A 22,811-nucleotide genomic window follows, 5' to 3' on the forward strand; every position below is an offset into this window, starting at 1 on the left:
TAATTGGTTTGATACAATTAGTTTAACAGAATCCGCAGAATTCTCAACAGGTGGCACAATATTTTAGGAGCAGGTACAATAGAAAAGGGGTGGAATCGTGGAAAAAGTTGACCATATCGGAATTGCGGTTAAAAGTCTGGACGATTCAATGGATTATTATATACATACACTTGGCTTGAAACTATTAGGCGTTGAACAAGTACCTCAGCAGCACGTGACGGTAGCATTTCTAGATGCCGGAAACATCAAGCTTGAGTTGCTGGAGCCGATCGGTAACGAAGGCGCCATTGCAAGCTTCCTGGAAAAACGCGGCGAAGGTGTCCATCATATTGCTTTTGGTGTGAGTGATATCCGTCAGCGAATGGAAGAATTGAAGAGGAACGGCGTCCGGTTACTTCAAGACGAACCGAAAATAGGTGCAGGGGGAGCGGAAGTTGCATTCCTGCATCCAAAATCTTCGTTTGGTGTTCTTTATGAACTATGTGCCAAACGCTCATTGGGGGATGAGTAAGGTGGATATTTACGAAAAAATCAATGAACTTTATGATAAAAAACGTAAGATTGAGCTGGGGGGCGGCGATGAACGAATTGCCCGTCAACATGAAAAGGGTAAGTTAACTGCACGGGAACGCATCGATTTGCTTGTCGACAAAGGAACTTTCGTGGAATTGAGCCCATTTGTAGCTCATCGGACACGGGATTTTGGAATGGACAAGTTGGAAGGGCCAGGAGATGGAGTCGTAACGGGATATGGAAAAGTGAATGGACGTCCGATTTACTTATTCTCACAGGACTTTACTGTTTTCGGCGGAGCGCTCGGTGAAATGCATGCCATGAAAATTGCGAACGTCATGGATCTCGCAGCTAAGAATGGTGCTCCCTTTATAGGATTGAACGATTCTGGTGGTGCCCGTATTCAAGAGGGGGTCGTCTCGCTGGATGGCTATGGCGAGATTTTCTATCGTAATTCCATTTACTCAGGAGTGATTCCGCAAATCTCCGTTATTTTAGGTCCATGTGCTGGCGGTGCCGTCTACTCACCAGCAATCACAGATTTTGTATTTATGACGGATGAGACAAGTCAAATGTTCATAACAGGACCGAAAGTCATAGAGACCGTCACGGGAGAAAAAATTTCATCCGAGGACTTGGGTGGCTCAAAAGTGCATAACGCTATCAGCGGAAATGCCCACTTCCGAGGAGCGGACGAGCAGACAGTCCTTCAAGATGTCCGTCGATTACTGACGTACTTACCTCAGAATAATGAAGAAAAAACTCCCGTTCAACCGATTAGTGATCATGATGACTATCGTCCTGACTTAGCGGATGTCGTACCTTACGAAACAATCCGACCTTACGATGTCCGGAAAGTCGTCGAACAAATTGCCGATCCGGACTCCTTCATGGAAGTTCAGAAAGAATTTGCGCGTAATGCAGTCGTAGGATTTGCAAGAATCAAAGGAGAAACCGTCGGATTTGTTTGCAATCAGCCCAAAGTGATGGCGGGCGGCTTGGATATCGATTCTTCCGATAAAATTTCAAGGTTCATACGCACGTGTGATTCTTTTAACATACCCCTGATTACATTTGAAGATGTGACTGGATTCTTCCCAGGAGTGAAACAGGAGCATGGCGGTATAATCCGTCATGGAGCAAAGATCTTGTATTCCTATTCGGAAGCGACAGTTCCAAAGATTACGGTAATATTGCGTAAAGCTTTCGGAGGAGCGTATGTTGCCCTGAATTCCAAAGCGATTGGTGCAGACCTTGTATTCGCGTGGCCGAATGCAGAAATTGCTGTCATGGGGGCGGAAGGTGCTGCGAATATCATTTTCGCTCGCGACATCGCTGGCAGTGAAGATCCAGAAGCGACCCGAGCTGCAAAAATTGCAGAATATCGGGATAAGTTCTCCAATCCATATGCCGCTGCTGCAAACGGAATGGTCGATGATGTCATTGACCCGCGAGAAACACGCATTAAACTCATACAAGCACTTGACATGATGAGAAATAAAAGAGAACAACGTCCTAAAAAGAAGCATGGCAATATGCCGTTATAAGAGGAGAGATTCTATGAATTACGAACGCATGCTAGACGAATTTTTTGAATTAGTGAAGATCGACTCTGAAACGAAACACGAAGAACAGATTGTTGGTGTTTTGAAAGAGAAAATGGAGCAGATGGGCTTCGATGTCTTCGAAGACGACTCGAAAGAACGTACGGGCCACGGTGCAGGGAATTTAATCGCAACGATGAAAGGGTCTGTAACAGAAGCTGATCCCATCTACTTCACGTGTCATATGGATACAGTTACGCCTGGTGTAGGGATTGAACCTGTCTTAAAAGAAGATGGTTATATCTACTCAGCGGGAGAAACGATTCTTGGTTCAGACGACAAAGCAGGACTTGCTGCCTTGTTCGAGATGATGCGGACACTTAAAGAGAGTGGAGAAGCGCATGGGGATCTTCAATTCATCATTACGGCAGGGGAAGAAAGCGGACTAGTTGGGGCGCGTGAAATTGATAGGACCCTTATGAAGGCGAAATACGGATATGCAGTTGACAGTGATGGAAAAGTTGGCGGAATCGTTACAGCAGCTCCATATAATGCGAAGTTGAAGACGGTTATTCATGGTCGCACTGCACACGCAGGAGTAGAACCTGAAAAAGGCGTTTCAGCAATTACAATTGCTGCAAAATCGGTCGCAGCCATGAAACTTGGAAGAATTGACTCTGAGACCACCGCTAACATTGGAATGTTTACCGGAGGACAAGCGACAAATATTGTTTGTGATGAGGTCAACATCGTTTCAGAAGCACGTTCTATCAACTATGAAAAATTACAAATACAGACTGAGCACATGGTGAAAGCCTTTGCCGAAACGGCAGAAAAAATGGGTGGCTCTGCTGAAACGGATGTTCAGCTCATGTCACCTGGATTCCATTTTGATGAAAATGATGAAGTGGTCCAAGTAGCTGCCGAAGCCATCCGTGCAATTGGACGTACACCGGAACTGAAGACAAGTGGCGGCGGCAGTGATGGAAATATCTTTAATGGACACGGATATCCGACAGTCACTTTGTCTGTAGGCTATGAAGAAATTCATACGAAAAACGAACGGATGCCTGTTGAAGAGCTTAACAAATTAGCGGATTTACTGCTTGAAATTGTGCGTACTGTGACGAACCGCAGAAAGCAGGTTCAATAATATGGAGAGCACGAAAGCGATTGTCGTTCGATGTGGCAATGAAGAATATGCCATCCCAGTCGAACAAACTGTTTCCATTGAGGAACTCCAACAAGTGAATCCGATTCCGCATTTACCGGAATACCTTTTAGGATTAATGAAAATTCGGGGCGAGCTCGTTCCTATCTTGGATTTCCAACAAATTCTTTACGGCAACTCCGCGAAAGATGACCCGAATGCTAAAGTGGTTGTTGTCCAAACGGAAGGTGTATACTTCGGCTTGCTTGTATTGGAAGCCAAAGAAATTCTTGATATTGCAGCGGACACACTCACTTCTAAAGCATTAATGGCGTATTCCAAGACACCATATTTCTCGTCTGTAGCTAATTTGGAAAACCGGGTCATTACGATGATTGATCCGACCATTCTTTCAAATACGCTTGCAGGAATGGATGACATTACGGAGTATGTGGACCAGAAAGTTTCAGAAAACGTGTAATTGATGAAACCGGGGAGTACGCTGCCCGGTTTTTCTTGAAGTTAGAGAGGTGAGTACATGGATCGCAAAGAACACAACAGGCGTAGAGTCATTCTGCATTTAGATATGAATTGTTTCTTTGCATCTGTTGAACAAGCTCATAATCCGGATTTGAAAGGTCTTGCACTCGCCGTAGCAGGAAACCCCAAGGCACGACGGGGGATTCTTGTGACATGCTCATACGAAGCCCGCGCATTTGGTGTCTATACGACAATGACTGTCGGAGAAGCGAAGCGGGTGTGCCCGGAGCTTGTTCTCATACCGCCGGACTTTGAAAAGTACAGACAAGCGTCGCAAGCTGTGTTCGATATATTAAGGACATATACAGATTTAGTGGAGCCGGTCTCGATTGATGAAGCATACATCGATATTACTGATATTGGCGGGCTGGAGGATGCGTTGGGGATTGCCAAGGGGATGCAAGAGAGAATACTGCGTGAATTGGATCTGCCCTGTTCAATCGGAATTGCGCCAAACAAGTTTTTAGCTAAAACCGCATCTGACATGAAAAAACCGATGGGAATCACTATTCTTAGGAAACGTGAAGTGTCGAATCTATTATGGCCGCTTTCCGTACTTGAAATGCATGGAATCGGTAAAAGCAGTGCCGAAAAGCTTGCTCAGGCAGATATTCATACAATCGGGGACCTCGCGACTGCAGATGATCTCACAGTGAAACTGACTCTTGGTAAAAGAGGATTGAAATTGAAGGAGCGGGCAAACGGAGCAGATGATCGAATTGTAGATCCAGAAGCTTCCGAAGAACGCAAAAGTGTCGGGAGCTCAACAACGTTAGCGATAGATGAAACCGAAATGGATTCCTGTCTCGTGGTCTTTCAAGAACTCGCAGACAAAGTGGCGGATCGTTTGGAAGCCAAACAGCTGGCGGGTACTGTCATCTCTATCCAAACCCGCACGGCAGCATGGCGCAACCAGTCCAGAAGCAAAACCGTTTTAAATCCGTTGTATCAAGCGCATGAGATTTATTCAGAAGCCGAACAATTGTTTCGGCTTCACTGGGATGGAGAACCAATCCGCTTACTCGGGATTACACTTTCCAATGTCATTCCGTTTGAAGAATTGCATGAGCAGCTATCTTTCGATAATTTTGAACGTCATGAAAAAGAAGTATCCATGCAAAAACTGGTGGCACGTATGAACGAACAGTTTGGACCAGGTACAATTCAAAAAGGGAAACAATAGAAAGGAGGTATTTGTGATGGATTTACAATTTTTAGGTACGGGGGCGGGGATGCCTTCAAAATTACGGAATACGACTTCAATTGTATTGAATTTGTCTTCCGAAGAACGAGGCTATTGGATGTTCGACTGTGGAGAAGCAACCCAGCATCAAATGCTCCACACAACGCTGAAGCCGCGTAAAGTGACTAAGATCTTCATCACCCATTTACACGGAGATCATCTATTTGGAATCCCTGGATTTATCGGTTCCCGATCGTTTTTAGGAGGAGACAGTCCTCTGGATATCTATGGACCTCCAGGAATTGAAGAGTGGATCCACACGACATTGCGTCTCACTAAGACACATCTTACATACCCGTTAAGGATTCACGAAATTGAAGAAGGTGTCGTCTTCGAGGATGATGAATATATCATCACGGCACGGGAGCTGTCCCATGTCATCCCTTGTTTTGGTTTTAGGATTGTTCAAAAACCATTGCCTGGAAAGCTATTGATCGACAAAGCGACTGAATCTGGAGTGCCGAAAGGTCCGCTGCTTCAACAATTGAAAAATGGATGCGATGTTACACTGGAAGATGGAACTACTGTGACAAGCGCTTCTGTCATTGGTGAGCCGAAAGCAGGATTTGTGGTGACGATTCTAGGGGACACCAGCGTCTGCGAAGCGTCAGTGGAGCTCTCCCTGAATGCAGATGTAGTCGTACATGAAGCGACTTTTAATGAAGAAACCGGTCAACTGGCAAAAGACTTCGGCCATTCCACTATTCAGCAAGCAGCAGCAATCGTGAAAACGGCGAAGGCCAAAGCGCTCGTAGCGACACATATTAGCTCTCGTTTTCTTCCAGGAGATATCGACGCATTTAGAAAAGAAGGGCAAGAGATCTTTCCAAACGTCTTTGTAGCAAGCGACTTTGCGCAGTATTCACTACTTAATGGAGAGGTTATTGAAAGTAATTTCAAGAAATAACCAACCCTTTCGAGAGAATCTAGAACTTTGTTTATAGTAATGAATGTCCATTGAAAAAATATGTATATAGTTAAAAGACAGCGACCAAGAATTGAAAAGGTCACTTCAGGTAAACACTTTCGGGATGATAGACAAACACTACTGACCTCCATTTACAATAAGATAGTATAGGAGGCGATGACTTTGCAATGGCATTATAAAATAGGATCTTTGATTAACCAGCCTGTTGGAATTTCATTAACTAATGGTCAAGGGACATCGGGGATATTGTGCGGGGTCATCGATGGGCAACTTCATGTAATTGAATACTTATATCAAGCACAATTCGCTTTAAAAAAGTATGATCTTTATATGATTCAGGATATCAATGGATTTCCCCTTTGTCAGAGGCAAAGTCGGATCTATTAGAAACAGTCTGAAGTTTTTCGAGAAAATACAAATCTGAGGGTTTAATGAAATTCACGTTGTAATTAAAAAAAATATTCCTTTAAGAACGCCCATTCACTCGAGTGGTTGAAGAGTGGGAGTAACCAGCGAATTTACACCAAATCATAGAATGGATGAGCATCGCATAGAGCGGTGCTTTTTTGTTTTATGGAAGCATGTTGGATTTATTTTACATAGTGAAATTGATGTGATAATAATATTCTCCGAACTGGAAATTGGAAAGAGGTTCATTTTTATAGAAAAGGTATTAGGAGATACTATACTTCAAGTAGCTTCATACAAACTTACGGTGCAAAATGGTTAAAGGAGGATATTTACCTGGTTTAAGAGAATTAGGATTCCTACCGAACCTTATTTGAAATCAGGTAACGAAAAATAATCGGAACATTGGAGGTAGGAGTAATGAAGATCAATAGAATAGATCATGTGAGCATTAATGTGAATGATCTTTTACAAGCAAAAGCGTTTTTTCTTGAGTTAGGACTGGAAGTACAGGCGGAATGGGAAATGGAAGGAGAACAGCTGGACAGAATTGTTGGGCTTAAAAATGTTAAAACGTCTTGTGTAGGGCTGGGGATGCCGGATGGTGACGCCTGGATTGAGCTAGTCAAGTTTTATACGCCTTCAGATCAAAAAGGGATTCAGCAAACTTTTGCAAATACATTGGGCATCCGGCATATTTGCTTAAATGTTGAAGATATTGAAACTATTGTTGCGAAACTGAAAAATGATGGAGTGGAAATTTTCGGTGGGATAGAGCGATATGGCGGAAGTTATAAGTTATGCTACGTTCGCGGTCCAGAGGGAATCCTATTAGAGTTGGCGGAGAAAATCACTTGAAATATTTAGATAGTACACGTTGAAGAGTTTTTCTGACTCTCATCAGTTTAAAACGTTTTCTATCGAACACTCGCTAGATAGGTCACTTATTATTTTATAGTGAATCAGGAAGTGTCAAGAACAAAGAATAGGTTAGCATTGCCATGCATCTGTTTTCAAGGATCGGAAAGACCGCTAATTCAGATGGATTAGCGGTCTTTTCCTTAGTTTACTCTATGCCTAACTCTAATTTTAATAACTTGGACATCCTGCTGAAAATTCAACTTGACAATTATTACAAGATGGAAGTCCTATCAAAACGTCCAGGCTCTGCCATATTGCACAGGGGACTCTATTTCTGTATGCAGTTCACGGGCAGCTTGGTATGGCCAATACGCGTCTCGCAGCAGTTCTCTGCCGATTAGAATGAGATCAGCACGGTCATTTCCGAGGATTTCCTCAGCTTGCAAACCTGAAGTGATCAACCCTACAGCCCCAGTTGCAATCTCTGCACCTGTCCGGATCGTTTCTGAATAGGGGACTTGGTAACCAGGGAACGGATTGATTTTTGCAGGTACAACTGCTCCGGAACTCACATCGATCAAGTCGACTCCTTGATCCTTCATCCACTTCGCCATTTCAACGTATTGCTCTGAAGTCATGCCGCCTTCAGTATAGTCCTCTGCAGATATCCGGACAAATAATGGACCTTCCCATGTATCCCTGACTGCATCGATGATTTCACGTAGGAAACGATAGCGGTTTTCTGCGCTTCCGCCGTATTCGTCTATGCGATGATTGGAGAGGGGGGACAGAAATTCATTTATGAGATACCCATGGGCACCATGAAGCTCGAGTAGATCGAAACCTGCATCAGCAGCTCGATTGGCAGCTACCGCAAATGCGTTTACGGTTTCAGTAATCTCTTCCTTGCTCATTGCCACAGGTGTTTTATATTCATCACTAAATGCAATAGCACTTGGTGCTTGGATATCACCATCCACAGTCGCTTTTCTGCCAGCATGAGCAAGCTGGATACCCGCTGCTGTGCCATGCTGCTTAATTAGACGTGTCAGTTCAGTCAAACCTTCAATATGGGCGTCATCCCAAATTCCAAGGTCTTGTGCGCTAATGCGTCCTTGTGGCTGAACGGCTGTAGCTTCCAGAATGATCAACCCTGATTGGCCGACAGCTCTTGAGCCATAATGGACGCGATGCCAATCTTCAACTTTTCCGTCTTCCTTATCAGAAGAATACATACACATCGGAGCCATTGCTATTCTATTTTTCAATGTAAGATTTCGAATCGTATACGGTTCAAATAATTTGGCCATTTCCGAGTCACTCCTTTTCGTGAATGACTCTACTATAGCAAAAAAGTGAAAGAAATCCTTCAGGAAGAACTCGTACTGTTTTTGACTTTATGAGAACCTAGTTCCCGCGAGCGCTTTTCAGCCTGTTCGATGCAGCTGAAAACCGCTTCGTGGAACCCGGCTGAAGTAAGGGCCTGCAGACCTGCTTCCGTCGTGCCGCCAGGACTGGTCACATTCTCTCGCAAGAGTGCTGGCTCATCTTGAGTTTGACGTAGCATGCAAGCGGCACCCTCGATCGTTTGAATAATGAGGTCACGCGCAATCGGTTGTTCTATACCTGCGCGTATCGCAGCCGTCTCCAACGCTTCTGCTAAATAGTAAATATAGGCAGGTCCGCTTCCTGAAAGAGCAGTAACCGCATGTAAATCTTCCTCATCAACTTCCGCCACGATACCAATAGAGCCTAACAGAGTGAGGACGTCCAGTTTTTCATCGGACTTAATTGAAGAATTCCAGCTTACACCAGTGGCTGATTTACCAATAGCTGCAGATGTGTTTGGCATAGAACGGGCAATTGAGTGCATACCTAGTCCTGATTCGATGGTGGCGATTGACACGCCGGCGAGTACGGAAAGAATCACTGCATGTTTGTTAAGCGAAGGGGAAATCTGTTCCATTGCTGTATGAACATCTTTCGGCTTAGTGGCCAATACTACTAAATCCGCTGTTTGGAGCTCTTTTTTGTCCGGACTCACAATTGATATGCCATACGTCTTCTGTAACAGTTGAAGTCGCGCTTCGTCAGCACGATTCATTACGAAAACATTAGCAGGCTTAACGGTTCCTTGTTTGCAAATTCCAGCAATTACTGCTTCAGCCATCGAACCGGCACCAACAAATACGATTTTTTCCATGGAATCCCCTCTTTTCTCAGATATGTGTATTCAATCAGTTTATGCGATTATCCGAATAAGTCAACTGATGATTCAGTCATCAAGACATGACGAATCTATACAAAGCATGTACAATGGACTGAATAGCGATTCAATATTGGAGGCAAAACCATGATTCAACAACTGACGATTCCAACGCCGTATGCGGTGGGAGATGTGAATGCATTTTTAGTGAAGGGCGATACACTGAGTCTATTCGATGCAGGACCTAGAACACCAGAAGCGCTCGAAGCGATCAAAACCGGGCTTAAAGGTTTCGGATATTCGTTGGAGGATATCGAGCAAGTGATTCTCACACACCATCATCCGGATCATTCAGGCTGGGCGGATGGATTCCCGAATGCGATCCTTTATGGACATGAATACAATAATCTCTGGCTCACGAGAGATCCGGAATTTTTAAAATTCCACGATCATTTTTATATGGAGCGGTTTAAAGAGCAAGGGGTGCCTGAAAAAGCGTTAGGCATTGTAGGAAAGATGAAACGGGCAGCTGATTTCATGGCAGAACGACCCCTCGATCATCTTTTAAAAGAAGGAGACGAACTGCCGGGACATACAGGATGGACGGTTCTTGAAACACTAGGGCATGCGCAAAGTCATTTGTCCTTTTGGAATCCGGATCGGAACGAACTCATCGGTGGTGACTTGCTGCTGGAAAAGGTTTCTTCCAATCCACTTGTAGAACCTCCGAAGAGTCCTGAATATGCGCGACCTAAAACCATGCTGCAATACAATGCATCTTTAAAACGCCTGTTGGAACTCCCTGTCGATAAGGTGCTCAGTGGACATGGCATGCCGGTCACCGATGTCCACGAACTGATCGGGAAGCGGCTTCAGAAACAGCATGAGCGGGCAATGAAAGTGTACGAGATGCTGAATGATGGGCCCCGGTCCGTCTTTGAACTGACAGTGCAGTTATTCCCCGCAGCATACAAGAGGGAGCTCGGACTGACGCTCTCGGAGACCTTGGGTCAAATGGATTACTTAATGGATCTTGGCCTCATTTTTAGAAAAACTGATGTACAAGGAATTCATATGTATGAGCAAGCATAAAACGATATTAATAACTGGCGGGACAAGTGGAGTGGGATATGAAACTTCAGTAAGACTCCTTTCAGAAGGTCACCGTGTCCAAGTGAATGGGCGTTCAGAGATGATGCTGGCTAAGCTCAAGGAGTTGGGAGCTGAAACGATTCAACTGGATCTATCCAGTGAAGGTGCGGCGGATCGTCTTATCAGTGAAATGACTTTACCGGACGTGATCATTTTTTCTGCAGGAGTGGCAAAGTTTGCACTCGCTCACGAGACTGAAGACAGCCATGTGGAGCAAATGTTTACAGTGAATGTAACAGCACCCATCCAGCTGACACAGCGAATTCTGCCGATATGGATGAAACGGAAAAAGGGTCATTTTATCTACATAGGATCACAAGCAGGAAAAGTGGCAACACCAAAAGCTGCTGTCTATGCAGCGACGAAACATGCACTGATTGGATATACCGATGCGTTGCGTATGGAGGTTGCCCCATTCGGAATCGATGTATCTGTTATTCATCCAGGTCCAATCGATACTCCCTTTTTGGACAACGCGGATGATAGTGGCACCTACAGAGGCGCAGTCGGTAAACACTTGCTTTCTGTAGAGGAAGTAGCGGAGATGGTTGTTAGGACGGTACATCAGCCTAGACGGCAAGTAGATGTGCCCCGCGTGATGGGGGTTACGAGCAAAATCCACGCATTAGCTCCAAGTCTAGTGGAACGAGTAGGTAGAAAGTTTTTTATGAAAAAATTAGAGTGAAGCAAGATTCCAGCTTTTAAAAAGTGAAGAAGAGGCGTCCAAAAAACGGACGCCTCTTCATTCGCGGAAAATTTAATTTTACTAGTTGCATGTAGCTGACGGGTAAATCGAAAGCAAACTGCACACTCTTCTTGCACACATTCCTCTTCATGAAGTTCGGTGACTCAAAGAGAAACGGTTGTTCATTTAGCACTTGCACAAAAAACCTACTTCTTTACTGGTGTTACAAACACGCGTAACTCTAATTACGGGGTTGCTTCGTCAGTACAGCAAATTTTCCGCCAAGGCTGTGCATTTCTCCATGTAAGCGTCGAGCGCGATTATGGATTTCGCCTTGTAATCATCTTTACCCGAAGCAAAGGCTCTTAAACCTATTGTTGAAAATTCTTTTTATAGGTTTATAAAGAGTCATGAACTTGTATTTTGGATAGTATGACATCGCACTGCATTTGCAAATTATTTATGATAAACTGTAACTAAATAACCCGTTCAGGAAAGGTGTTCCTTCATGAAACAGCTAACCGTACAAGACATTGTACACCAATTTTCATTTGAAATTCTATCCGGAAACGCCCATTTGGAGAGGCCGTTGAAAAAAACAAAAGTACGTCGTCCTGGATTGGAGTTCATGGATACGTTTGACTTCATTGCGAAAGGGCATATCCAAATACTAGGTAAAAACGAAGTCAACTATTTACATACACTTACCGATGATGAATGCAAATGCAGGATTTCAAATCTTGTCGAATACGATCCGCCTTGTATTCTCATTACGTCCAATCAGGAACAGCCTTATGGTTTGCACACCTATTGTACGGAAAATGGGATTCCTGTCTTAAGGACTCCAGACACGATGGGTGTGGCGAGTGCAAAGCTGGATGCGTTCGTCATTAGCTCGATGGCAGAAGAAATAGCAATCCATGGAGTGATCGTCAATGTTTCAGGAATCGGGGTATTACTTCGAGGTAAATCCGGGGTAGGAAAAAGTGAAACCGCTCATACGCTGATCGGTAGAGGACACCGGCTCGTAGCGGATGACATCGTTGTATTGAGAAAATTGAGTCCCCAAACTTTACTCGGCACACACAACCAAACGAACAGAGAGTTTTTGGCGCTTAGGAGTATCGGTTTAATGAACGTTGTCCGGTTATACGGACGTGCGGCGTTTCAAGAAGAGACGAGAATCGCGCTGGACATTGAATTGACGGAGTGGAAAGACAACTCACTGAACAATGAACTCGAATTGGACGAGAAGTTTACAGAATACATGGGCGTTCCCATACCATACATCCAAATTCAATTGCAGCCGGGCCGTGATGTAGCAGGACTTATTGAAGCAGCAGCAAATAACTGGTATTTGAAACAGCAAGGCTACAGTGCTCTTGAGGAGTTCATGGAACGTCTGGAACCGGAGTTCAAGCGGCAATAATCCGATATGCAGGGAAAGTGACATCTTGGGGAAACTACCTGTACATTGGTTTTTGAAGGAGGATTTCAAATGTCGAAAAAGAAAGAGCCGTATCAAATGATGTCTGAGGAAAACAACAACCTTTCTTCTGCTCAAGAAGTCGAGTATGCGAACGAGTTCAAGAAAGCGGATAATGCTACAAAAAACAAAGACAATCGAAAAAAGAAATAGTGCCAGAAAGTCCGGACACCCTTATGGTTTCCGGACTTTTTATTTGACTTCCTTCAATAATTCCAACACTTCGTTCGACCGTATGAACATCCCGACTTTTCCGTAGGTGTCCAATTCTGTGATTGCGAATACGACGCCGATCACTTCTTCATCCTGAAAGACAGGGCTGCCACTATTGCCTCTGTAGATTGGTGCATCCAACAAAATAATCGGCGCCTCTCGCCCTGCCCATGCACTTTCCCCAATCAGTTTACCTTCGTTTGCAATCCCGAAAAAGTTCAGTGGATTTCCAATGAACCGTACTTTGCTTTCTGGAGTGAAAATGGGCGATTCCGCTAGTTTAAGAGACGGAATGTCTGGAGGATTTTTTATTTGTAAAATAGCTAAATCATTCACGGAATCCTGTGCAACGAGTGTCGCTGAAAAGCGACCGTGTTTTTCAAAAGATACTGTAATTTGCTTTGTATTTTCAACGACATGATTGTTAGTAACGACTAAACCATCCGGAGAAACAGAAAAGCCGGTTCCCTTACCATCTTCCGTTAAAACGACAGCAACGGATTGTTTCCATTTTGTGATGTCCTCACGTTTAGACAACTTTGCAGAAGTTTTCAAGAAATCGATTGCGGGTAACGAGTAGATGTCGAAAATGAAAGCAACCGGCTGGAATAGTAATACTGCTGCCATAAGCCACACGATCCATTTGGGTACCCGGCGTTTTCTTGCATGCGGATTGTTCCGAAGGAAAGCTTCTTTTTCAAGAGCTTCCCGTTGAGCTTCCAAAACAAGTTGGTGAAATTCCTCTTGTTCGATTTCTTCCAGTGTAAGCTCATGTTTGTCCACAACATCATCGCTGTCAATATTTTCGGCTTCCGAAGCCTCTTCCTCTGTGGTTGGAGATTTATCTGTTTGGTTAATTTCCTCTTTCTCATCATAGTTCATATGTCCACACCTCTCTAAGCAGTCAGGAATTAGCAGTGAAAGCGTTTATTCACCCCTCCATCTCCCATTGTAACGTAGAAAATAGAAAGCCATGACGAAATACTATATCTACTCAACAGTATACTTGATATACTTCTAACAGGTGTATCGATGTCTATCTGATGGGAGATGTGTTAAGGTGGAAGGAAATTCATTGCAGAAGTTGGAAACGGAACGTTATCCGAATGCCGTATCTGACGAGGTGCATACTCTTACAACTAAAGTAAGAGCGCTTGAAGATGAAATCAACGAACTGAAGAAAGACATTCAGGCAATTGACTTCTTACAAAAGAAGCCCCTGATTTCAGGGGATACGATTTCCGTCTGTGGCTTCTGGATTGTAGCGGCACTTGCAGTGATCGGCATATTTTTTTAAAGGGAGGAGGAAATACACTATGATGAAAAGCCCAGGATTAGCAGCAATACTCAGTTTTTTTTGGACTGGTGTCGGACAGATTTATAATGGACAAATTTTAAAAGGTCTTATTCTAATCGGAGTGCAAATCATCAATTCACTTCTTATGTTTATATTGATCGGGTTTGTCACCTATCCGATTGTTTGGATATGGGGAATGTATGATGCCTACAAAACCGCAGAGAGACACAACGCGCGTCAAATTCATTAATTGTACCTAATAACATGAATGCATGAAAAAGGACGCCCGCTCAGTTCAGAGCGGGCGTCCTTTTTCATATATGTATTTTCTTTTCATCCAAACTTACTCAGGATTTAGTGCTTTTATAATAGATAAGGTTGGTAACAAGGTGACAAATGTGATGGATACTTCTCAAGGTCCAATCATCATAATCCCATGGAATTATTATTTGATCCGTATAAGTTACTTGTAGGGAATGAACAGACACAACCATTGGGTCAAAGAAGCTGAAATGTAAAAAAAGAAAAAAGGGGAATGCCGCAACATCCCCTTTTAATGATTGCGGAAAAATCAGTACTGACAGGCAGTTTTTAATTAAGTTAGGTTAAGCTAAACGATCCTGTTCATGGATATTGTCAGGTTCATGAAGCAAGTAATACTTTCCTTTAGTGACTTTGGCGAGCACAACAGTAAGGATTGCAGCTAAAACAGCTGCGAAAAATGCTGCAGTCGACTCTAGGAAAACGCCCATAAAACCGAGCGCAGCGAGCGTTCCAAGCAAGCTAGCAACCAAAAGTGAAATGACACCAACTGGATTCCAGCGATATAAATATTCTTGACGTGCTACGTAATAGTTGGGTCCGATCTTCAGCCATTTTTTGACGACCAATGCGTCAGTTACGAGAATTGCGGCCCAAGAAAGTAAAAAGACCCCTTGGAACGTCATCATTGTACTCAAATGATCGACAATATTTCCAAGCATGAGTAATATGGCGCTGATCCCGGAAATGACTACCCAGAAACGTCGTCCTGGAGTGAACCGGAACATATTTTCAAAAAAGTTGGAAAGCGATAATGAGCTGCTGTAAATATTCGTTACATTAATGCGTAATTGAGTGAGCATTGTGAACAATGCACCTCCAATCCCGAGCAACAGAACAATATAAACACCGGGATCAGGTTCCATAAAACGAACACCGAACCAGATGCCTAAACCACCCATTACACCAAAACAAAAAATCTGAGGGATGAATCCAACCATTAATGAGCCGAGCTTTATGTCTTTAGGCTTCATAAAGCGCGCATAGTCTGAAGCGAGGAGTGCTGTCAAACCCATGATTCCATTATGCATACCGATACACATAAGCAACGCGGTTCCGCCTAGTGTGACACCGTCAGGCATGTAGGAAAAGATGGCTCCGGTGTACACTGCAGGTTTGTAAAACGAGATGATGACTGCAGTGAGTAAAAACACAACAAATATAGGCATGGACCACTTCTGCAATTTATCAAGCTGTTCAATTCCGAACCAATTCAAGGGGATGACAATTGATCCGAATACGATGATGAGAATCCACTTAGGGAGGGTAGGGAAAAAGTGGTGAACTGCAGATACTAAAATCAAACCTTCAAACGCGCAATACATGATAAAGTTGGATGCGTAAATCAGTGAGGTAAGCGAGGAACCGATATATCCAAAGCCGCCACCTCGTGACAAGAGATTCACATTCATCCCGGATTTAGCAGACAAATAGGCGATAACTGTACCTAATATCCCTGCAACGATGATTGCGTATGCTGAAGAAATCATAGCATTTGCTGCCCCATAAGAGAGAGCCATGACACTTCCCATCTGGAAGTAAAAAATGGCGGTGGCGATTCCGAATGTAATGTTGGTGATGCTTAACCAACTCTTCGTACGTTCTTCACGAGGGACTCTGTCAAGTGAATAGTCGCTTTCAAGTTCTTCTGTTTCTTCGTTATAACCATCAGTTTGTTCATATACTGATTTCATACAATTCCTCCTATTCGATACATGCATCTCCTTCCTGCTCAGTTCATTATTATTCCGCAAATCATACTGTACAAGCATAACAAAAAAGACCTTGTTTTATCAAGAAGCTAAGCAGATTCACCTTTAAATTATTCAGCGGTAAGTGATTACAACCAAGAGTTCTAGTTCTTTTCAGGAAATCAGGACTCTAGAGAACGAAGTGAAACAGGAATGTTTCTTTACTACTCTTTAAGTGTTAAACTAGTAGTGATGAAAAGGAGTGATACTTATGGGTAAATTAGATGGAAAAGTAGCAGTAATTACAGGCGGTGCCGGTGGTATCGGAAGTGGTATGGCAAAAGCATACGTTAAAGAAGGCGCAACGGTTGCTATCGTCGACTTGAATGCTGAAACTGGGGAAGCAATGGTGAAAGAACTTCAGGAATTTCAACCTGAAAGCATGTTCATCCAAGCCGATCTAACAGAACGCGAAAAGCTGAAGGATATTATCGAAACTGTCGTTAAAAAATATGGCAAACTGGATATCCTTGTTAATAATGCTCACGCATCACGTCAAGTATTGTTGGCAGACGCAACACAAGCGGATATGGACTTCTCATTTAACACAGGATTCTATCCGACATTCTACTTGATGCAAGCTGCCTATCCGCATTTGAAGAAGAGTGAAGGGTCAATTATCAATTTCTCATCAGGTGCCGGTATTAACGGAGATGTCATGCAAGCAACATACGCGGCAGCAAAAGAAGCGATCCGTGCTATTACTCGTGTAGCTGCAAACGAATGGGGTCAGTTCGGCATCAACGTAAACCTGATTTCACCAATTGCAAATTCACCTGGTATTCAGCAGTGGAAAAAAGACCAGCCTGAAGCATTCGACAAAATGATCAATAACATCCCGATGCGTCGTCTTGGCGAACTGGAAGGCGATATCGGTAGAGTTGCTGTCTTCCTTGCGAGCGAAGATGCATCGTATATTACTGGACAAACCATCATGGTTGACGGTGGCGCAACTAAATTACGCTAACGCTTACTAAAAAACACGATCCTCAAAACGGGGATCGTGTTTTTCTCATTTCCGTAACAATAAATAGATGAAGTAGGGAGCACCGATTACCGAGACGACTAATCCCGCTGGTATAATCCCTGCGTTCGAAATGTTTCTGCCGATCGTATCCGAGAGTAACAACAACCAGCCGCCAAGTAACAGCGCGATTGGAAGAAAGAGCTGACTGCGTGGACCGATCAAGGACTTTGCGATATGTGGTGCCATCAGTCCGATGAAAGCGATGCCTCCAGTTACGGAAACTGCCGAAGCTGCGAGCGCGACTGCAGTAACGAGAAGAATAATACGCTCCCGCTCAACAGAAACCCCAATACCAATGGCTACGGATTCACTTAAACCTAATGCATTCAGCTTGTTCGCTTTAAATAACGCGAACGGTACAAGAATGAGTAACCAAGGCAATAGTGCGATGACAAACGGCCAATCCGACCCCCAAATATTTCCTGCTAACCATTTCGCAATGAAATCCACTTTGTTGCGATCCGCTGAAGAAGTGAGAACAATCATGACTCCCGATAGTGCTAGAGAGAAGCCTACCCCTGTTAATACCAATCGTACCGGCTGCATTCCAGTTTTTTTATCGTAAGCAAAAAGGTAAATGAGGAATGCGGTTACAAGTGCCCCAACCAATCCGACAATCGGCATTACATACACAAAGGAACCCGCCTCAACAGGTACAAACAAAAAGAAGATCGCAATAGAAGTGCCTGCTCCTGCGTTAATGCCGATAATTCCGGGATCCGCTAAGTCATTCCGTGTGATCCCTTGTAGGATCGACCCTGAAAGCGCAAGGGCTGCTCCTGCTAAAAATGTAATAATGATACGGGGAAGACGAATTGAAAATAATACAAATTCCTCTTTGAAGGTACCGTTCCCAAAAAGCGCTGGGAAGATGCGACTAGGGTCTATAGACGCGGGGCCAAGTGTAATGGCCGCAATTGCGGTCACAAGTGTCAAGATGCTGAAAATAATTAGTAAGAGACGCTGCTTTTTCACTATGTGAGATTGAATCATGAGAACGATCGTCCTCCTTTACGGACGATAATGAGAAAAAATGGCAAACCCATCACTGCAACAAGTGCGGCTACGGGTGTTTCATAGGGCGCATTCATCGTCCGTCCTAACGTGTCCGCAAGCAGCATGAAAGCACCGCCACCAACAGCAGACATAGGCAATATGTAGCGATAGTCAGTGCCGACAATTGCACGGACGATATGAGGGATCATAAGGCCGACGAATGCCAGATTTCCGACTAGAGCAACAGCAGAACCAGCTAAAATAATGATGAGTACCAAGAGGATCACTTTAATCTTCATGGTATGCTGTCCTAATCCTATCGCGACATCCTCGTTTAAACTTAACAAGGTCAATTGTTTCGACAATACGAGGGAGATTCCGATCCCCATAATAATCACCGGCGCAATGATTTGAAGTTGGGACCAAGTTGTCCCAATCACACCGCCAGCTGTCCACATTGAAATGTCCTTAGACACTTTGAAGTAGATTCCGACACCCTCGGCAACCGCAAAAAAGAACGTCGACACTGCAGCTCCTGCCAACACAAGCCGGAATGGGGAGAAGCCGCCGCGTTTTGCAGAGGCGATGCCAAAGACCACTAATGCTCCAACAGCTGCCCCTACAAAACAAGCAATCATGATTCCATAATAATTGAGGGAAGGTGCGAGCGCGATTGCAATCGCAAGACCAGCATTGGCTCCGGCAGTTAAGCCAAGCAAACCGGGATCAGCTAGAGGATTTCTAGTCATCCCTTGCATGATGGCACCTGAAACAGCTAATGCGGAACCGACTAATAGTGCAGCAAGTTCACGTGGAAAACGGATTTCGCGCAATATCAGGCTATTTTTACTTGTATCGCCGATTATCGAAAGCCAAACATCAGAAAAGGGAATAGTGGCTGCGCCGAGTTTCATTGCCAGCAGTAGGGACACAACCAATCCAATACAAGCAATCCCGAATTGAATGGAAAATGGAATGTTTCGCAGATTCATTGTCAAGTCCTCCTTTCGCAAAAGAAAAGGATTCTTTCAAGGTGAAAGAATCCTTCTTGAATAACGATTACTTTAAAAAGTTTTCTTTGAAAAACTCAAGCTGGTACTCCAGTGTCAAAGGGTCATTAAAGTAGAATTCACTTGCTTCAGCTTCAAATACATGACCATCTTTCACCGCTTGGGTATTCTTATAGGTTTCTGTTTCCATAAACGAATTGTCCCCATCACTGTTCCTGCTTAAAATGACATAGTCTCCCATATAGTCAGGAAGCACTTCGGTTGAAAGAGCGAAATAACCTTCTTTCAATGCATCTGCTTTCACTTTTTCAGGCATGGGCAGATTCATTTCCTGATAAAGGATTTCAGTACCACGTGCCCAGTTATCGCCATATACATAGAGCTGCTTGTCAAAGTTTTCAATAACGGAAACAGTCTTATCCTTCCCGATTTTCGCCTGGATATCTTCCCCTGCATCTTTCGCGCGGGCTTTGAAATCAGTGACCCAGGCCTGAGCTTCATCTTCTTTGTTCAGTAACTTACCGATTTCAACTTGTTGTGTCAAATAATCCACTTTACCGTAAGTATACGTAACCACTGGAGCAATCTCTTTCAACCGATCAATATTATTCATAGTCGATAACCCGATGATCAAATCCGGTTCCAATTCAATGATCTTTTCTAAATCTTCGTCCGTCACTTCTACAGAGTCTTTCAAATACTTGTCAAAGCGCGGATTCGTCTTTGACCAAGAGTCCACACCTACAATTGGAACATCTAGAGCTGCGACATGACCTGCATATGTAGACAAGACAACAACACGCTCAGGATTTGCGGGAACTTCAATGGGACCATTTTCAGATTCATATGTTATCGTCCCTGCTTCTTTTGCTGGTTCATCTTTTGCCGCTCCTTTTGAATCCGCATCATTTTTTGAAGAGCATGCTCCAAGTATGAGAACCAGTGCAAGTGAACAGAATAGAAGTGTTTTTTTCATGTCAGTAATCTCCTTTTAATAGATCGTATGTAATACACATCGGTTTACCGCTTCTCGGATCCGTTCCAATTTCTGCGTCAATCCTAAAAACTTCACGCAAAATTGACGTTTCGATCACTTCCTCCGAAAAACCCGCTTTTATCACCTTTCCATCCTTCATGGCAATTATATAATCGGCAAAGCGGGCTGCCTGATTCAAATCATGCAACACCATGATGATGGTCCGTTCCTCCTCAACATTCAATTTCTGCAACAGTTCAAGAACTTCCAATTGATGTGCCATATCGAGATACGTTGTCGGCTCGTCAAGAAAAATGATTTCCGTTTCTTGAGCAAGCGCCATTGCAATCCACACGCGCTGACGCTGTCCCCCAGAAAGAGCATCCACTTGACGATCACGAAATGAATGGGTACTTGTAACGGAAAGCGCCCAATTAATGACATGATAATCATTTGCGGATAACCGTCCTAGTCCTGTTTGATACGGGAATCTGCCATAAGAAACGAGTTCGCCTACAGTTAGACCATTCGCTGCTTCTTGTGTTTGTGGAAGAATGGCCATTTCACGAGCAAGCGCTTTCGTCCTATGATTGGCAATATCCTCCCCGTCCAGCAATACCTTCCCAGAATGGCGGGGAATGAGGCGAGTCATCCCTTTCAAGAAAGTCGACTTCCCACATCCATTTGCGCCGATGATTGCGGTTATTTTCTGGTGCGGAATTGTGATGGATAAGTCATCCACAATGAGCTGATCACCGTAAGCAATCTGTAAATTCTCAGTCGCCAAGCGTACCATTTTAAGCACTCCAATCTTTAATACACGATAATCATTGATAATGATTCTCATTATCGGTATAATGCTACTATAAAGAGTGATTACAAGGAAGTCAAATATAAATTTAGGGGGATGAAGGATGTCTGAACCAACACTCGTAGATGTTACAATTATCGGTGGGGGGCCAGCAGGGTTATATGCTGCTTTTTATAGTGGATTACGTGGAATGTCTGCTAAAATCATCGAATTTCAACCGGAACTTGGCGGAAAACTGCATGTATATCAGGAAAAAATGATTTGGGATATTGGTGGCGTCACACCAGCACCTGCCGCCGAGATGATTGGCAAGTTAGTGGAGCAAGGCATGACCTTCAATCCCGAGGTTGTTCTAAACGAAAAAGTGACAAGCATTGTAAAGCTTGAAGACGGGACCTTTGTCCTGACGGGTTCTTCAGGTACTAAGCATTTTAGTAGAACAGTCATTCTTGCAGTAGGCAGTGGCATCCTGAAGCCACAAAAGGTGGAAATTGAAGGTGCAGAGCGGTTCGAAGTCTCCAATCTACACTACACCGTGAAATCACTTCAACATTTCAAAGGCAAACGGGTCCTGATTTCGGGTGGAGGAAATGCTGCAATCGACTGGGCAAACGAACTCGAGCCTATTGCTGAAAAAGTGATACTAACCTATAGGAAATGTGATTTGAACGGTCATGAAGCACAAGTTCAACAATTACTTCAAAGCAGAGTAGTGTGCCATTTCAATACCCGGATCGACAAACTGATCGCATCGGATGATCATCATACTATTGAAAAAGTGGAGCTAAAACATTGCTTGGAGGAATCCGGGTTACTGTTGGAAGTTGACGAAGTGGTGATCAATCATGGATATGAAGTGGATACATCTTTAATAGGAGGAAGTGAAGCGAAACTCGAGCTAACAAAGGACCATAGGATTGCAGGGACTCCGTTAAGCGGGACTTCGGTTCATGGGATATTTGCGGCGGGTGATGTCCTTTTCCATGAGAGCAAAGTCAATCTGATTGCGGGCGCATTCCAAGACGCAGCAAACGCTGTCAATAGTGCTAAAGTGTATTTAGATCCAAAAGCATCCCAAGCAGGCATGGTTAGCTCGCACAACGAAGTCTTTAAAGAACGCAACAAAAAGCTCGTAAAGCAATTGATTGAATAAGTTGAATTCCAGTTGAATTCCAAAACAAAAAGAAGCAGAGGAACTTGAATCTGCTTCTTTTTTTGTTACTGCCAAATATGTGCAATGACGGCAAGGATGAAAATATGAAAAACTTGGTCAGCTATAATAAGTAACCATGCAGGCTCTCCGTCTTTTAGCCCCATGACCGTCTTTGCCCACCAAGCGACAAAACATCTGCGGTCCAAAATAACATGGCTCACAAAAAAAGAAATGACTACAATTATAGGAATCATGCCAGAATCCATTAAAAATGCACCGCTAACAACCGATGTATAAACGAAGCAATGCGCGAAGAGAGGTGCCCATTTTGTTGCTTTTCCAGCAGCCATCCAACTCGTTTGCAGTAAATAATCGCCAATCAGATGGCCTACGATCAAATATGAGAACAATGTCACTCCGCTACCTCCGTTTTACTGATTTTAAGATATAAATAATGACTTTAGTTGTGTTTTTGTAGATGATTCATGCTACTATTATGACAAACAGAAAGAAGTGTTACAACAGTTTTTTAGGAAGGAT

The 22,811-nt window shown here is 43.7% G+C and carries 25 protein-coding genes; 16 read left to right on the forward strand and 9 right to left on the reverse strand.

Annotated elements, in window-relative coordinates; genetic code table 11:
* Positions 1-97 precede the first annotated feature (97 nt).
* From mce to ABE021_RS03200, 8 genes are all read left to right on the forward strand, one after another.
* Positions 98-511: a methylmalonyl-CoA epimerase gene (gene mce, locus ABE021_RS03165; protein WP_430286734.1), complete on the forward strand. Its 414-nt coding sequence runs from the start codon at positions 98-100 to the stop codon at positions 509-511.
* Position 512: 1 nt separating this feature from the next.
* Positions 513-2,060, forward strand: coding sequence for an acyl-CoA carboxylase subunit beta (locus ABE021_RS03170; RefSeq protein WP_430286736.1), 1,548 nt, complete (start codon positions 513-515; stop codon positions 2,058-2,060).
* Between the two features lie 13 nt (positions 2,061-2,073).
* The gene (locus ABE021_RS03175) at positions 2,074-3,210 is read left to right on the forward strand and encodes a M20/M25/M40 family metallo-hydrolase (protein ID WP_430286738.1); all 1,137 of its coding nucleotides are present in this window, start codon (positions 2,074-2,076) and stop codon (positions 3,208-3,210) included.
* A 1-nt stretch (position 3,211) separates the two neighbouring features.
* The gene (locus ABE021_RS03180; RefSeq protein ID WP_430286740.1) at positions 3,212-3,688 is read left to right on the forward strand and encodes a chemotaxis protein CheW; all 477 of its coding nucleotides are present in this window, start codon (positions 3,212-3,214) and stop codon (positions 3,686-3,688) included.
* 57 nt (positions 3,689-3,745) lie between these two features.
* The gene (locus ABE021_RS03185; RefSeq protein ID WP_430286741.1) at positions 3,746-4,930 is read left to right on the forward strand and encodes a DNA polymerase IV; all 1,185 of its coding nucleotides are present in this window, start codon (positions 3,746-3,748) and stop codon (positions 4,928-4,930) included.
* A 16-nt stretch (positions 4,931-4,946) separates the two neighbouring features.
* Complete coding sequence (rnz, locus tag ABE021_RS03190; protein WP_430286742.1) at positions 4,947-5,897, forward strand: ribonuclease Z; 951 nt, start codon at positions 4,947-4,949, stop codon at positions 5,895-5,897.
* 183 nt (positions 5,898-6,080) lie between these two features.
* Complete coding sequence (locus ABE021_RS03195) at positions 6,081-6,305, forward strand: hypothetical protein (RefSeq protein ID WP_430286743.1); 225 nt, start codon at positions 6,081-6,083, stop codon at positions 6,303-6,305.
* A 441-nt stretch (positions 6,306-6,746) separates the two neighbouring features.
* Positions 6,747-7,184 (forward strand): VOC family protein, encoded by a 438-nt coding sequence (locus tag ABE021_RS03200; RefSeq protein WP_430286745.1) that lies wholly within the window; start codon positions 6,747-6,749, stop codon positions 7,182-7,184.
* Between the two features lie 293 nt (positions 7,185-7,477).
* Here the strand turns inward: ABE021_RS03200 and namA are convergent, their stop codons facing one another.
* The gene (namA, locus tag ABE021_RS03205) at positions 7,478-8,497 is read right to left on the reverse strand and encodes an NADPH dehydrogenase NamA (protein ID WP_430286747.1); all 1,020 of its coding nucleotides are present in this window, start codon (positions 8,495-8,497) and stop codon (positions 7,478-7,480) included.
* Between the two features lie 59 nt (positions 8,498-8,556).
* Complete coding sequence (gene proC / locus ABE021_RS03210; RefSeq protein ID WP_430286748.1) at positions 8,557-9,390, reverse strand: pyrroline-5-carboxylate reductase; 834 nt, start codon at positions 9,388-9,390, stop codon at positions 8,557-8,559.
* Between the two features lie 150 nt (positions 9,391-9,540).
* Between proC and ABE021_RS03215 the strand changes: the two genes are divergently transcribed.
* The 4 genes from ABE021_RS03215 to ABE021_RS03230 all read left to right on the forward strand — a co-directional run bounded on the left by ABE021_RS03215 (position 9,541) and on the right by ABE021_RS03230 (position 12,869).
* Positions 9,541-10,485: an MBL fold metallo-hydrolase gene (locus tag ABE021_RS03215; protein ID WP_430286749.1), complete on the forward strand. Its 945-nt coding sequence runs from the start codon at positions 9,541-9,543 to the stop codon at positions 10,483-10,485.
* Positions 10,472-11,230, forward strand: a complete 759-nt coding sequence (locus ABE021_RS03220) for an SDR family NAD(P)-dependent oxidoreductase (protein WP_430286751.1) — start codon at positions 10,472-10,474, stop codon at positions 11,228-11,230. Before ABE021_RS03215 ends, ABE021_RS03220 begins: the two co-directional genes overlap by 14 nt.
* Positions 11,231-11,738: 508 nt before the next feature.
* Positions 11,739-12,659 (forward strand): HPr(Ser) kinase/phosphatase, encoded by a 921-nt coding sequence (gene hprK / locus ABE021_RS03225; protein ID WP_430286753.1) that lies wholly within the window; start codon positions 11,739-11,741, stop codon positions 12,657-12,659.
* Positions 12,660-12,728: 69 nt separating this feature from the next.
* Positions 12,729-12,869, forward strand: a complete 141-nt coding sequence (locus ABE021_RS03230) for a YfhE family protein (RefSeq protein ID WP_430286754.1) — start codon at positions 12,729-12,731, stop codon at positions 12,867-12,869.
* 39 nt (positions 12,870-12,908) lie between these two features.
* Here the strand turns inward: ABE021_RS03230 and ABE021_RS03235 are convergent, their stop codons facing one another.
* Positions 12,909-13,811: a S1C family serine protease gene (locus ABE021_RS03235; protein ID WP_430286756.1), complete on the reverse strand. Its 903-nt coding sequence runs from the start codon at positions 13,809-13,811 to the stop codon at positions 12,909-12,911.
* A 178-nt stretch (positions 13,812-13,989) separates the two neighbouring features.
* Between ABE021_RS03235 and ABE021_RS03240 the strand changes: the two genes are divergently transcribed.
* Positions 13,990-14,226, forward strand: coding sequence for a hypothetical protein (locus ABE021_RS03240; RefSeq protein WP_430286758.1), 237 nt, complete (start codon positions 13,990-13,992; stop codon positions 14,224-14,226).
* A 19-nt stretch (positions 14,227-14,245) separates the two neighbouring features.
* A complete protein-coding gene (locus tag ABE021_RS03245; protein WP_430286759.1) occupies positions 14,246-14,476 on the forward strand; it encodes a hypothetical protein in 231 nt (76 codons plus the stop codon).
* A gap of 355 nt (positions 14,477-14,831) precedes the next feature.
* Here the strand turns inward: ABE021_RS03245 and ABE021_RS03250 are convergent, their stop codons facing one another.
* Positions 14,832-16,241 (reverse strand): purine-cytosine permease family protein, encoded by a 1,410-nt coding sequence (locus tag ABE021_RS03250; RefSeq protein WP_430286762.1) that lies wholly within the window; start codon positions 16,239-16,241, stop codon positions 14,832-14,834.
* A 268-nt stretch (positions 16,242-16,509) separates the two neighbouring features.
* Here ABE021_RS03250 and ABE021_RS03255 point away from each other — a divergent pair, with 268 nt between their 5' ends.
* Entirely contained in the window at positions 16,510-17,265 is a 756-nt protein-coding gene (locus ABE021_RS03255) for an SDR family NAD(P)-dependent oxidoreductase (protein ID WP_430286764.1), read from the forward strand.
* Positions 17,266-17,310: 45 nt separating this feature from the next.
* On the opposite strand, the gene ABE021_RS03260 is transcribed toward ABE021_RS03255, so the two are convergent.
* The 4 genes from ABE021_RS03260 to ABE021_RS03275 all read right to left on the reverse strand — a co-directional run bounded on the left by ABE021_RS03260 (position 17,311) and on the right by ABE021_RS03275 (position 21,103).
* Positions 17,311-18,318, reverse strand: a complete 1,008-nt coding sequence (locus ABE021_RS03260) for a FecCD family ABC transporter permease (RefSeq protein ID WP_430286765.1) — start codon at positions 18,316-18,318, stop codon at positions 17,311-17,313.
* Complete coding sequence (locus tag ABE021_RS03265; RefSeq protein ID WP_430286767.1) at positions 18,315-19,313, reverse strand: FecCD family ABC transporter permease; 999 nt, start codon at positions 19,311-19,313, stop codon at positions 18,315-18,317. Before ABE021_RS03265 ends, ABE021_RS03260 begins: the two co-directional genes overlap by 4 nt.
* 67 nt (positions 19,314-19,380) lie before the next feature.
* Positions 19,381-20,307 carry an iron-hydroxamate ABC transporter substrate-binding protein gene (locus tag ABE021_RS03270; protein WP_430286768.1) on the reverse strand — a complete coding sequence of 309 codons (927 nt, stop codon included), beginning with the start codon at positions 20,305-20,307 and terminating at the stop codon, positions 19,381-19,383.
* Position 20,308: 1 nt separating this feature from the next.
* Positions 20,309-21,103, reverse strand: coding sequence for an ABC transporter ATP-binding protein (locus ABE021_RS03275; protein WP_430286769.1), 795 nt, complete (start codon positions 21,101-21,103; stop codon positions 20,309-20,311).
* Positions 21,104-21,221: 118 nt separating this feature from the next.
* On the opposite strand from ABE021_RS03275, the gene ABE021_RS03280 reads away from it, so the two are divergent.
* A complete protein-coding gene (locus tag ABE021_RS03280) occupies positions 21,222-22,271 on the forward strand; it encodes an NAD(P)/FAD-dependent oxidoreductase (protein ID WP_430286770.1) in 1,050 nt (349 codons plus the stop codon).
* A gap of 65 nt (positions 22,272-22,336) precedes the next feature.
* On the opposite strand, the gene ABE021_RS03285 is transcribed toward ABE021_RS03280, so the two are convergent.
* Positions 22,337-22,687 (reverse strand): DUF3307 domain-containing protein, encoded by a 351-nt coding sequence (locus ABE021_RS03285; protein WP_430286772.1) that lies wholly within the window; start codon positions 22,685-22,687, stop codon positions 22,337-22,339.
* Positions 22,688-22,811 lie beyond the last annotated feature (124 nt).

Source organism: Sporosarcina gallistercoris (assembly GCF_050459885.1).
Lineage (GTDB): Bacteria > Bacillota > Bacilli > Bacillales_A > Planococcaceae > Sporosarcina > Sporosarcina gallistercoris_A.